Source organism: Methylobacterium sp. D48H (assembly GCF_053345715.1).
Map to the genome: position 1 here is coordinate 51,490 of NZ_JBKFAP010000022.1, position 11,033 is coordinate 62,522.

The 11,033-nt window shown below is 73.5% G+C and carries 9 protein-coding genes; 4 read left to right on the forward strand and 5 right to left on the reverse strand.

The features are described from left to right. Positions 1 to 51 precede the first annotated feature (51 nt). Together pepN and ACLBX8_RS25285 are read left to right on the forward strand one after the other, a co-directional pair. Positions 52 to 2,676, forward strand: coding sequence for an aminopeptidase N (gene pepN / locus ACLBX8_RS25280; RefSeq protein ID WP_447715923.1), 2,625 nt, complete (start codon positions 52 to 54; stop codon positions 2,674 to 2,676). A gap of 253 nt (positions 2,677 to 2,929) precedes the next feature. Next, complete coding sequence (locus ACLBX8_RS25285; protein WP_447715924.1) at positions 2,930 to 5,224, forward strand: PAS domain-containing sensor histidine kinase; 2,295 nt, start codon at positions 2,930 to 2,932, stop codon at positions 5,222 to 5,224. 10 nt (positions 5,225 to 5,234) lie between these two features. Here ACLBX8_RS25285 and ACLBX8_RS25290 read toward each other — a convergent pair whose 3' ends face one another. Continuing rightward, positions 5,235 to 5,489 (reverse strand): hypothetical protein, encoded by a 255-nt coding sequence (locus ACLBX8_RS25290; RefSeq protein ID WP_026605077.1) that lies wholly within the window; start codon positions 5,487 to 5,489, stop codon positions 5,235 to 5,237. Positions 5,490 to 5,658: 169 nt separating this feature from the next. Here ACLBX8_RS25290 and ACLBX8_RS25295 point away from each other — a divergent pair, with 169 nt between their 5' ends. After that, positions 5,659 to 5,943, forward strand: coding sequence for a hypothetical protein (locus ACLBX8_RS25295; protein ID WP_020094113.1), 285 nt, complete (start codon positions 5,659 to 5,661; stop codon positions 5,941 to 5,943). Positions 5,944 to 6,098: 155 nt separating this feature from the next. Here ACLBX8_RS25295 and ACLBX8_RS25300 read toward each other — a convergent pair whose 3' ends face one another. From ACLBX8_RS25300 to ACLBX8_RS25315, 4 genes are read right to left on the reverse strand one after another with little or no spacing between them, the layout of a single operon-like run. After that, the gene (locus ACLBX8_RS25300; protein WP_447682097.1) at positions 6,099 to 7,238 is read right to left on the reverse strand and encodes a GNAT family N-acetyltransferase; all 1,140 of its coding nucleotides are present in this window, start codon (positions 7,236 to 7,238) and stop codon (positions 6,099 to 6,101) included. Further along, the gene (locus ACLBX8_RS25305; protein ID WP_447715925.1) at positions 7,235 to 8,575 is read right to left on the reverse strand and encodes a lipopolysaccharide biosynthesis protein; all 1,341 of its coding nucleotides are present in this window, start codon (positions 8,573 to 8,575) and stop codon (positions 7,235 to 7,237) included. Before ACLBX8_RS25305 ends, ACLBX8_RS25300 begins: the two co-directional genes overlap by 4 nt. Before the next feature lie 56 nt (positions 8,576 to 8,631). Beyond that, entirely contained in the window at positions 8,632 to 9,504 is an 873-nt protein-coding gene (locus ACLBX8_RS25310; RefSeq protein ID WP_447696117.1) for an SGNH/GDSL hydrolase family protein, read from the reverse strand. After that, positions 9,465 to 10,562 carry an OpgC family protein gene (locus ACLBX8_RS25315; protein ID WP_020094109.1) on the reverse strand — a complete coding sequence of 366 codons (1,098 nt, stop codon included), beginning with the start codon at positions 10,560 to 10,562 and terminating at the stop codon, positions 9,465 to 9,467. The genes ACLBX8_RS25310 and ACLBX8_RS25315 overlap by 40 nt, the downstream gene beginning before the upstream one ends. Before the next feature lie 169 nt (positions 10,563 to 10,731). On the opposite strand from ACLBX8_RS25315, the gene ACLBX8_RS25320 reads away from it, so the two are divergent. After that, the gene (locus ACLBX8_RS25320) at positions 10,732 to 10,998 is read left to right on the forward strand and encodes a hypothetical protein (protein WP_100252383.1); all 267 of its coding nucleotides are present in this window, start codon (positions 10,732 to 10,734) and stop codon (positions 10,996 to 10,998) included. Positions 10,999 to 11,033: the final 35 nt, after the last annotated feature.

Sequence of the window (11,033 nt, forward strand, 5' to 3'; positions counted from 1 at the left end):
GCGCGCTCCGAGGGACCAGAACGGGCCCGCCCCGCACCCGGAGTGAGCCGAATGCGCACCGAGACGCCGCCGCTGATCCGCCTCGAGGAATACCGGCCCAGCGACTACCTGATCGATCGCGTCGACCTCGACATCCGTCTCGACCCGCACGCGACCCGCATCGACGCGACGCTGACGCTGCGGCCGAACCCGGCCGGCGTGCCGGCGGCACCGCTCACCCTCGACGGCGACGATCTCCGGCTGGTCTCGGTCGCGCTCGACGGCGCGCCGCTGGCGCCCGACTCCTACGCGGCGACGCCGTCCGGCCTCATCCTCCGCGATCCGCCGCAGCGGCCCTTCGCGCTGCGCCTCGTCACGGAGGTGGATCCGACCGTCAACACGAAGCTGATGGGCCTCTACCGGTCGAACGGCGTCTACTGCACCCAGTGCGAGGCGGACGGCTTCCGCCGGATCACCTACTTCCTCGATCGGCCGGACGTACTGTCGGTCTACACCACGCGCATCGAGGCCGACCGGGCCGAGGCGCCGGTCCTGCTCGGCAACGGCAATCCCGTCGAGACCGGCGCGGCCGGGCCGGACCGCCACTTCGCGATCTGGCACGATCCCCACCCGAAGCCCGCCTACCTGTTCGCCCTCGTGGGCGGCCGGCTCGGGAAGGTCGAGACGCGCTTCACCACGATGGAGGGCCGCCCCGTCACCTGCGCGGTCTACGTCGAGCCCGGCAAGGAAGACCGGGCGGGCTACGCCCTCGACGCCGTCATCCGCTCCATGGCCTGGGACGAGACCGCCTTCGGCCGCGCCTACGACCTCGACGTGTTCAACGTCGTCGCGGTGTCCGACTTCAACATGGGCGCCATGGAGAACAAGGGCCTCAACATCTTCAACGACAAATACGTCCTGGCGAGTCCCGAGACCGCGACCGACGGCGACTACGCGGCGATCGAGGCGATCATCGCGCACGAGTACTTCCACAACTGGTCTGGCAACCGCGTCACGTGCCGGGACTGGTTCCAGCTCTGCCTGAAGGAGGGTCTCACGGTCTTCCGAGACCAGGAATTCTCCTCCGACATGCGCTCCCGGCCGGTGCACCGCATCGCCGAGGTGCGCTCCCTGCGGGCGCGCCAGTTCCCCGAGGATGCCGGGCCGCTGCGGCACCCGGTGCGGCCGCGGGCCTACGCGGAGATCAACAACTTCTACACGGCGACCGTCTACGACAAGGGCGCCGAGATCGTCCGGATGCTGCGGACGCTGATCGGTCCCGAGGCCTTCCGGGCCGGCATGGACCGGTACTACGCCGACAATGACGGCCGCGCCGCCACCGTCGAGGACTTCCTGGCGGCCTTCGCGGCGGTGACCGGGCGCGATCTCGGCGCCTTCGCCCGCTGGTACGAGCGTCCCGGCACGCCCCGCCTCGCCGTCGCGGCCGCGTACGATCCGGCCGCCGCCCGCTACACCCTCCGGTTCGCCCAGAGCCTGCCCGGCGGCGGCGGGGAGTCCGACGGGCCGCCCCTGGTGATCCCCGTGGCCCTCGGGCTGGTCGGGGCGTCCGGGCCGCTGGCGGGCGCGACCTGCCCGGACGTGCGGGACGGCGTCTACGTGCTCGACCGCCCCGAGGCCGAGATCGTGTTCGACGCGGTCGCCGAGGAGCCGGTCCCCTCGCTCCTGCGCGACTTCTCCGCCCCGGTGCGGCTCGACCTCGCCCTGACCGACGCGCAGCGGATGCGGCTCCTCGCGCAGGACAGCGACCCGTTCAACCGCTGGCAGGCCGCGCAGGACGTCGCTTTGCGGCTGATCCTCGAGCCAGACGCCGATCGGACGGAGGCGTTCGCCGCGGCACTCGGCCAGTTCCTCGAAGACGAGGCCCTGGCCGACCCGGCCTTCGCGGCCCTGGTCCTGGCGCTGCCGAGCGAGGGCGAGGCCGCCGACGCGGTGCCGGCCGACGTGGATCCCGACGCGATCCACCGGGCGCGATTCAACCTGCGGGCGCGTCTGGGCCAGGCCCTGCGGCCGCGGCTCGAATCGATCGACGCGGCGCTCGCGACGGTGGCCGGTGCGCCCTACAGCCCCGACGCCGCCTCGGCGGGGCGCCGGTCGCTCCGCAACGCGGCCCTCGACCTGGTCGCCGCCGGCGATCCCCGGGAGGGCGCCGCCCGCGCCGCCGCGCGGCTGGCCGAGGCCACCAACATGACCGACCGGCTCGCGGCCCTCGGCACGCTGGCGCTGATCCCGGGGGAGACCCGCGAGGCCGCCTTCGCGGAGTTCGCGGCCCGCTACGCCGACGAGCCCCTGGTCCTCGACAAGTGGTTCGCCCTCCAGGCCCAGATCCCCGAGCCCGGCACCCTCGACCGGATCGCGCGGCTGCAGGAACACCCGGCCTTCACCATGACCAACCCGAACCGCGTGCGGGCGCTGATCGGGAGCTTCGCGTTCGGCAACCCGACCCAGTTCGCCCGGCGCGACGGGGCGGGATTCGCCCGCGTGACCGAGACGGTCGCGGCACTCGATTCGACCAACCCACAGGTGGCCGCACGGCTCCTCACGGCCTTCGGATCCTGGCGCCGGCTGGAAAAATCACGCGGCGCCAAAGCGGTCGAAATGCTGAATGGGATCAAGGCGATCCCGGGGCTTTCCCGGGACACCGCCGACATCCTCGCGCGCACCCTCGGAGGCGGCTAACCGTCTGAACCTGCGGTAGAAATCGATTCTCGGGCTCCCAGGCAACACCTGGGTTCCGTCAAGCCATTATGGTAAAAAATCCGTGGACAAACTGCCCCCCGAAGTGATTGTATTCAGTCAGATTCGGGGGGCCTTCGGGGGCCGGGTGCCCACACCGGATCACAGTTCCCACGGGCGAGGTTCGGCCATGCCGGAGGCGGCTTCCGCTTCCTTCTCCGCGCGTGCGGATTCGAGTCTCACGATCTCGTGGCCCATGCGGAGCCGGGATCCGCGGCTCGGCCAGGCCGAGCGCTGGCTGCGCTACGCCGTGCCGGGAACGCTGGCGGTGTTCCTGGCCTGCCTCGTCGGGCTCGCCACCCTCCATATCCAGGGCCAGCGTGCCGAGATCCTGGCGGGCGCGAAGGCCGAGGTCGAAGGCTTCGCCCGTCTGGCCGCGCGGGCGGTGGATCCGGCCGGCACCGTGGCGGAGGACCTGCGCGCCCTGATGCCCGAGAGCGAGCGGCATCCCGGCCGCCGCCTGCTGGTGGTCCGCCCCGACACCCGCATCGTCGCCGCCCATCCGCCGCTGCCGGCCGACCGCACGACCCTCTCGGCGGTGCTCGGCGAGAGCGAGCCGCTCTCCGGCCTCGGCGAGCGCGCCGGCGCGATGGCCCTCGAGCTTCCCGGCGGCGAGAGCGTGCTCGCCGCGGTGCACAGCCTGCCCGGCGGCGCGGGACAGGTGGCGGTGCTCCAGCCCATCGAGCCGCTGCTGCGCGGCTGGAGCGCCCGGACCCGCGACCAGATCGTCCTGATCGCCGCCGCCGCGATCGTGATCGTCGGAGTCGGACTGGCCTACGGCCTGCAGACCCGCCAGGCCGCCCGCGCCGACCGGGCCCGCGAGCAGATCCGCGGCCGCTTGGAGACCGCCCTGCGCCGGGGCGCTTGCGGGTTGTGGGACTGGGACATCGCGCGCGGCCGGATCTACTGGTCCGATTCGATGTACACGCTGCTCGGCTACAGGCGGCAGCACGAGTACCTCTCGTTCGGGGACGTCAACGGCCTGGTCCATCCCGACGACGGCGACCTGTACAGCCTCGCCCGGGGGCTCGCGGCCAACCAGACGCATATCGACCACGCCTTCCGCATGCGCGGCGCCGACGGGGCCTACGTCTGGCTGCGCGCCCGCGCCGAGGTCGTGGCGGACGCCGCCGACGGCGGCCGCCACCTCGTCGGCATCGCCAACGACATCAGCGAGCAGCGGGCCCTGGAGGAGACCAACGCCGCGGCCGACATGCGCCTGCGCGACGCCGTCGAGGCGATCTCGGAAGCCTTCGTGCTCTGGGATACCGGCAACCGCCTGGTCCTGTGCAATTCGAAATTCCGCCACCTCCACGCCCTGAGTCCCGAGGATGCGCAGGCGGGCCGGAGCTACACGGACGTGATGGGCCGCGGCGTGCTGCCCCAGGTCCGGCGGGAATCGCCCGAGGCCGGGATGGCGCTGACCGGCATGGCCGCCCGCACCTTCGAGGCGGAACTCGCCGACGGCCGCTGGCTGCAGATCAGCGAGCGGCGCACGAAGGACGGGGGCTACGTGTCGGTCGGGACCGACATCACCAGCCTGAAGCGCAATCAGGAGCAGCTCCTCGCCTCCGAGCGCGAGCTGATCGAGACCGTCAAGGACCTCAAACGGTCCCGCCGCACCCTCGAACTCCAGACCCAGCAGCTCGCGGATCTCGCCGAGCGCTACCTCGACCAGAAGGCGGCCGCCGAGGCGGCCAACCAGGCCAAGGCCGAGTTCCTGGCCAATATGAGCCACGAGCTGCGCACCCCGCTCAACGCCATCATCGGCTTCGCCGACGTGATGGAGAACGCGGTTCTCGGGCCGCTCGGCACCCCGCGCTACACCGAGTATTGCCGCGACATCCGCGAGAGCGGTTCGCACCTGCTGTCCATGATCGACGACATCCTCGACATGGCCCGGCTCGAGGCCCGGCGCGTGCGCCTGAGCCCCAGGGCGATCTCCGCCGAGACCGCGATCAGCGCGGCCCTCGCGCCCGTCGAGGCGGCCGCCCGCGAGAAGGCGATCACCGTCAGCGTCGACGTCGTGCCCGGCCTCGAGCTGCTGGCCGATCCGCAGGCGATCCGGCAGATCCTCGCCAACCTCGTGCAGAACGCCGTGAAGTTCACGCCCGCCGGCGGCCGCGTCGCCGTCCGGGGCCGCCGCGCCGGCGCGTGCACCCACCTCTATATCGAGGACAACGGCATCGGCATCCCGACTTCCGACCTCGCCCGCCTCGGCCGGCCCTTCACGCAGGTCGAGCGGCAGATGACCCGGTGCCACAAGGGTTCGGGCCTGGGCCTCGCCATCACCCGCTCGATGGTCGAGCTCCACGGCGGCTCGCTCCGGATCCGCTCCGAGGAGACGGTGGGCACCATCGTGCTCGTCCGCCTGCCGGCCACGCCGGCCGAGCGCGAGGCCAACTTTCCGGCCGGCTCGGCCCCTTCCGCGACGGCCGATTCCACGATTGTCAGGCGCGAGGCGCCGCGGGCGGGCCGTTCCGCCGCCTGAGCGGGACCGTTCACGGACGCGGATCGAGCCCGCCGCGGCGTGCGAGGCGGCCCTGTTCCGCGTGCCAGCGCGCGTCCGCGACGGCGCGTGCCAGGCGCCGGATGCGCCAGCGCCGGTACAGCGACAGGACCGGGTTGCCGCCGAGACCGGCCTGATGCCGGCTCAGGCGTCGCAGCAGGTCCGGCAGCTGCGCCGAGGCCGCCTCGCCCGTGGCGATGTCGATGGCCCGCATTTCCGCCCGGAGCCCCGCCTTCCAGTCGTCCATGACGCCCGCCTCCGCGATCATCGCCCGCCCCCGCGGCCGGCCGGAATTCCCAACAGCCCGCCCGCCGTCTCGCCCGCGGCATGAGTACACGCCGGAAAACCCTCCGTTCCGGATCCGGGTTTGCCCCGCAGGTGGTCCGCCCGGCGGACCGGACTGGAGGATACGGCCGATGCGATCCAGGACAACGTACCGCTGCACGCTGGCGCTCCTGCTCGGGCTCGCCGCCGGGCCCGCGCTCGCCCAGAGCACGGGCTACGTCACGGGTTTCCCGGGCAAGGATCCCGCGGGCGACGAGGAGATCGGCTGGGGGCCGGCCTACCGGCCCGAGACGAGCTTCGCGCAGCCCGGCACGCCGCCGACCCCCGGCGCGATCGCCGGCCGCGCCTATCGTGCCCGGACCGGGCACGGCGTCTACGATCGGGTGCAGGGCGACGGTCTGTACCGGGGCCGGTAGTCCCGCTCACGCCCGATGCGCGACGGCGGCGATGATCGGGCCAGAGCCGAGCGAGGCGCGATACCCCTCTCCCGTGCTGGAGAGGGGCACGGCGCGGATGTCTCGACCGGGATCAGCGGCTCCGTCCACGCTCTCGAACCCGACCGGGACCGGCCCTAGCGCCGCCGCAGGGCCCGCTTCGCGGCCGCGCGCGCGTCCCGCTCGAACCGGGCGAGCCGGAGGCGCCGCTCCAGCGAGATGACCTGTCGACCGGGCGGGACCGCGATGATCTCGGCGACCGGAACCCGGTCGCGGTAGAGACCTTCCAGCGCCGATCCTTCCAGCGTCGCCGAGTCGAGCCGGTCGGCGAAGCCGGTCTCGTGGCAGGCCCGCACGATCTCGGCCTCGAGCAGCAGGCCCGGGGCGTGGCCGCGCAGATCCTCGTCGTAGGCGGTCTTCAGCAGGGTCGCGGTGCCGCCGCTGACCAGGGCGAGGCTGACGGCGACAGGCCGGCCGTCGAGGGTCAGCGCGTCGGCCCGGACGGCGACCGGGCCCGGAACCGCGGTGAACAGCGCCTCGGCCAGCGCGGCGCTCTCGGGCCGGCAGGCCATGGCGGTGCCGGCCTGCCCCTTCCAGCCGGCGCGCTCCAGGTCGAGGAAGGCCGCGACGAGGCGGGCGAGGTCCGATCCGCCCGTGGCGCACGCGTGGGCGACGGTTCCGGTCTCCGACAGGCGGCGCGCCCGGCGGCGCAGATCCTTGAAGCGCGCCCGGCCGGGATGGTCGGCGAGGAACGCCGCGTGGTCGGCGCGCCGGTCCATGACCGGGCGGTCGAAGCCCGCCACCGTGCCGATGGCCCAGCCGCGCGCGCGCATCGCCGCGAGCATCTCCGGCACGGCGCCCTCCCCGGTCGGCAGCAGCGGCCAGCGCCAGGGGCATCCGCCGGAGGCGGCCTCGAGGCCGGCCACCAGGGCCAGCGCGTGCGCGGCCCGGTCCGGACCGTCGGCGACCAGGGGAGCCGTGGCGGTCACGTAAGGCGAGAGGAAGGGCCGCAGGACCCGGCCGCCGAGGCCCGTCAGGTCCCGGGCCTCACGGTACGGGAGCAGCCCGACGAGACGGTCGCCCGCGCGGACCGTGACGTAGCGGAGGGCCGCCGGCAGCAGCCCGGCGGTCCGATGGGCCTCGATGACGTGCCGGGAGAAGTGCGGGTGCGCCGCGGCGCCCGCCGCGACCAGCGCGTCCCAGGCCTCCGGCTCCGGCGCGTCGCCGAGGGTGACGACGGCTCCGGACGGCGCGCGGAGGGGGCTCGCCGGGATCATCGGACCGCTCCGGCGGCCCAGACCGGGGTCGGCAACCCGTGGATCCGCCCCGCGGCGCGCGCGAGCAGGGCGGCCCGGCCCACGCTCGCCACCGCGACCGCCACGGCCGCGCCGAGCGTCCCGAGCGCCGGGACCAGGGCGAGGCACAGGCCGGCGGCGGCGAGGAGACTCCCTGCCGTGATGCCGGCGCAGAGCCGCTCCCCGCCCAGCATGGTCAGCAGATCCTCGCCCGGGCCGAACAGGCTCGCCCCGACGCTGCCGGCGATCAGGATGCACAGGATCGGCACGCTGTCGCCGAGACCCGGCCCGAACATGGCCAGCAGCAGGGGGCTGACGGCCAGGATCGCGCCGCCGACCACGAGCGTCGCGGCCGCCGTCAGGCGGCCCTGGCGCCGGACCAGCTCTGCGAGGAGGAAGCGGTTGGCCTGCGCCTGGGCGGCGCTGTAGCGCTGGAGCGTCGCCGCGCTGACCGCGTAGTGCACGAACACCACGAATTGCTGGATGCGGGTCGCCGCGAAGTAGATCCCGACCTCGGCCGGGCTCACCAGGGCGCCGAGCACGATCACGTCGACGAAGGTGAAGCCGGCATTGGCGAGGTCGATCGCGGCGATCGGCAGGCCCGTGCCGAGCCACGTGCGCCACCGGTAGCGGTGCGGCCCGGCCGGCAGCTCTCGCCGGAGCCGCGCGGCGAGGAGGGCGGCCTGCAGGGCGGTCGCGACCGCGGCGGCGACCAGCATGCAGGCCATCGCGACCTCGGCCCGGGGCGGCGCGCCGAGCAGGATCGCCGCGATCATGCAGGCCATCATCAGGGTCTGGCGCAGCAGGTAGGGCGGCGCGATGGCGAGCCCGACCCAGTTCTGGCTGCGCGCCACGCCCTCGAGGTAGTCCTGGAGCGCGAAGAGCGGCATCACGCAGAGCGCGACCAGGATCGGTGCCCAGTAGGCGGGGGCGAACAGGTCCGGCTCGAGCACGAGCAGCGCCGCGCCGAGGCAGGCGACGGCGAGCGCCGCTCCGCCGGTCACGAGGGCGCCGGCCCGGATGTAGCCGCGCGCGAGGTCGAGGTCGCCCTGCGCCTGATCGCCCGGCACGAACCGGCAGGCGCCCTGCGACAGGCCGAGGGTCAGGGTGTGGCCCAGCATCGCGGTCCAGACCCAGACCGACGCGAAGATCCCGTAGGCGTCCCAGCCCATCAGCCGCGCCGCGAGCACCTGGGCGCCGTAGGCGAAGCCGGCCGACCCCACGCGGATCGCGAAGACCGTCAGGGCCGCCCGCTGCGGGCCGCTGCGCAGCGCCCGGAGGTGCCGGAGCGCGAGGACAGGGAGGGCCGTGGCTGACACTACGCGCTCCGCGCCGGTCCCGAACTCGGCGGGAGGCCGATCTCTGGCCGTCCGGTCTAGCCCGGGGCGCGTTGCGGCTCGGTTAAGGGCGGCTGGGCCGGGGCCGCCTTGGGCTCCTTGGGCGCCTCGGTCCGCATCAGCGAGGTGGCGATCGTCAGCGCCACGTGCTCGGCCATGCAGCGCAGGCCGAGGTCGTTGAGCCGGAACTGGCGGCCGAGCATGTGACCCTCGCCCTTGTCGCTGCGGCGCGACAGGTACTGCAGGGCCTCGTAGCGCCGGACCAGCGGCACGCCCTGCTGGGTCGCGACGCTCCGGACGGCCTCGACGATCCGGTTGTAGTCGACGTCGGCCGCCATGCTGGCCGTGTAGATCGGGTCGACCAGCACCACGTCGATCCCGTGCGACCGCATCCAGCCCACGGCCTCGGCCAGCGCGCTCGCGAAGGCGTCCACGTCGACGCGGGCGATGGCGTCGTGGGTGCCGACCTGCCAGACGACGAGGTCGGGCTCGGCCTCGGCCACCATGGTGCGCAGGCGCTCGGCGGCCCCGGAGGCGATCTCGCCCGGCAGGCCGCGGTGGTCGATCACGACGTCGACCTTCGGCAGGGCGTGTTCCAGGGCGGCCTCGAGCTTGGCCGGATAGGAGGCCGAGGCGCCCGGCGCCGCGCTGCCGCCGATCGCCAGGATCTTGAGCGGTCGGTTCTCCGCCAGCGCCGCCTTGACGGCGCCGAGCTGGGCGACGCTGTAGAGCTGCGCCCCCGGGACCCGGCATTCCTGCGACAGGGCCGGATCGTCCGCCACGGGGCCGGCGGCCTGCTCGGCCGCGGCCGCGCCGCCGGCGGGGCCCGACAGCAGGAGCGCGGCCAGCGCCGCGGCGAGCCGGGCCCGCGTCATGCGCGGGGTCGCGACGATCTGCTGCGGCTGCGCCATTCGACGAACCATGCCGTAAACCCCAGCCCGACCAGGCCCGAGCCGGCGACCAGCATATCGATCAGCGCGCCGCCGCCCGTCTGGAAACGCACGAGCTGTCCGATCAGGCTCAGGATCGAGCCCATCGAGAAGACAGCCAGTGAATTCCGGCCCATCTGACTCAGATAACCGACGACGCGGCCGATTCGGGGGGCGAGCACCGCGTAAAGCGGTGCAAACGCTAACAATACCCCCAGGAAATGAACCAGTCGCGCCGGGGTCAGGTAAGTCTTCTCGAACGTGAACAGCAGGCGCGGCTCCGGAACGAGCATCGGATCCGGGCGGATCTCCGTCACGGCGAGCACGATCCCGAGGAGAACGATCACGACGCCCGCCGGGATCAGGCGCCGCGACCAGCGGCGCAGGGCGTCGGAGCGGAGGTTCCAGCCCTGCAGGACGAAGCCCAGCACCAGCAGGAGCTGCCAGCAGAGCGGATCGAAGAACCAGTCGCCCTCGCCCGGCCAGGACGGGACGTTCCACCCGAAGACGAGGCTCGCGAGATAGACGCTCACGGACAGGCCCAGGGCCCCGAGCAGGCTGAACCGGCCGACCAGGACGAAGACGGGCGCGATGCCGATCAGCAGTACGTAGAGCGGCAGGATGTTGAAGTAGCCGAGCTGGTAGGTCAGCAGCGCCATCCCGCAGACCGACTGGATCGGGTCCGCGAAGAAGCCGCCGGCATTGTGCCACTCGAGGATCAGCGGGTTGTCGAGCAGCAGCGCCGCCCCCGCGATGATCGCGAGCGCCAGCAGCATCACGGTGAGCTGCGCCCGGTAGACCTCGACGGTGCGGGCGAGGAGCCGCACCACGCTCCGGCCCGGCGGCTCCGGGTTGCCGTCGCGCCCGCGGGTGGCGATCCCGATCGACCAGCCGGCCAGGAACACGAACAGCTCGGCCGCGTCCGAGATGCCGTACTGCGAGAAGGTGTAGCGCTCGAAGGTGTTGCCCGGGATGTGGTTGATGAAGATCGTGATCAGGGCGAAGCCGCGCCAGAAGTCGATCGCGTTGGGGTCCCGCATCGTCGCGGCGGCTCCGAGTTTCGACGCATCAGGATGGCGGCGGCGGGAACGCGGCCCCTGATACGGCGCCGCATCGCTTCTGCAAAGGCGAACAAAGGTGGGGATCGCGCGGCCCGATCGAACCGGACGGTCACACCCGCGTTATGGCCCGGCACGGAGTTCCGCACCCATGACCCGCCCCCTCACCGCCCTCGGCCTCGCGCTCCTCCTGCCGGTCCTGGCGACCGGCCCCGCGCTGGCTCAGGCCCAGACCGGCACCGGCGGCGGCCCCGCCTCCACGGCGACCGCCCCCAACACCTCGTCGGTCGGCCGCGTCATGCCGCCGAGCCGCGGCGCCGGTGCCGAGACGCCGGACGACCGGCGCGTGCGGACGCCGCGCGAGGCGAAGAACGACAAGCTCATGCGCGGCATCTGCATCGGCTGCGCCCCCCGATAAGGGGGGCGGCGACGGGGCGGCGTCCCCGCGCCGCC

Excerpts from the sequence above, each read along its gene's own strand:
- pepN (WP_447715923.1), top strand. The coding sequence starts at position 52 with ATGCGCACCGAGACGCCGCCGCTGATCCGCCTCGAGGAATACCGGCCC.
- ACLBX8_RS25285 (WP_447715924.1), top strand. The coding sequence starts at position 2,930 with ATGCGGAGCCGGGATCCGCGGCTCGGCCAGGCCGAGCGCTGGCTGCGC.
- ACLBX8_RS25290 (WP_026605077.1), bottom strand. The coding sequence starts at position 5,489 with ATGGACGACTGGAAGGCGGGGCTCCGGGCGGAAATGCGGGCCATCGAC.
- ACLBX8_RS25295 (WP_020094113.1), top strand. The coding sequence starts at position 5,659 with ATGCGATCCAGGACAACGTACCGCTGCACGCTGGCGCTCCTGCTCGGG.
- ACLBX8_RS25300 (WP_447682097.1), bottom strand. The coding sequence starts at position 7,238 with ATGATCCCGGCGAGCCCCCTCCGCGCGCCGTCCGGAGCCGTCGTCACC.
- ACLBX8_RS25310 (WP_447696117.1), bottom strand. The coding sequence starts at position 9,504 with ATGGCGCAGCCGCAGCAGATCGTCGCGACCCCGCGCATGACGCGGGCC.
- ACLBX8_RS25315 (WP_020094109.1), bottom strand. The coding sequence starts at position 10,562 with ATGCGGGACCCCAACGCGATCGACTTCTGGCGCGGCTTCGCCCTGATC.
- ACLBX8_RS25320 (WP_100252383.1), top strand. The coding sequence starts at position 10,732 with ATGACCCGCCCCCTCACCGCCCTCGGCCTCGCGCTCCTCCTGCCGGTC.